Genomic DNA, 432 nt, shown 5'->3' on the forward strand with positions numbered 1-432 from the left:
GCATAACTCGAAACCCCTGAAGGACATCCATGCTCGACGACCAACTCAAATCCCAACTTTCCGCCTATCTGGAGCGCGTGACGCAGTCGTTCGAGATCGTGGCCTCCCTCGACGGCAGCGAAGCCTCTGGCCAGACGCGCGACCTGCTGGAGACCATCCAGTCCCTGCGCAGCGACAAGATCAGCCTGCGCACCGACGGCACCGACGCCCGCAAGCCCGCCTTCACGCTGCAGCGCGCCGGCACGCAGACGAGCCTGCGCTTCGCCGGCCTGCCGCTCGGCCATGAATTCACCTCGCTGGTGCTGGCGCTGCTCTGGACGGGCGGCCATCCCCCGAAGGTGGAGCAGGACGTGATCGAGCAGGTGCAGGCGCTCGACGGCGACTTCGATTTCGAGGTCTACATGAGCCTCACCTGCCACAACTGCCCGGACG

Annotated in this window: 1 pseudogene; it reads left to right on the plus strand. The window is 65.7% G+C overall.

The annotated features are described in order from the left end of the window. Nucleotides 1-29: 29 nt before the first annotated feature. A pseudogene (locus tag D3227_RS40720) lies at nt 30-432 on the plus strand (alkyl hydroperoxide reductase subunit F); the annotation flags it as partial.

This window comes from Mesorhizobium waimense (assembly GCF_003601975.1).
Taxonomy (GTDB): domain Bacteria; phylum Pseudomonadota; class Alphaproteobacteria; order Rhizobiales; family Rhizobiaceae; genus Mesorhizobium; species Mesorhizobium waimense.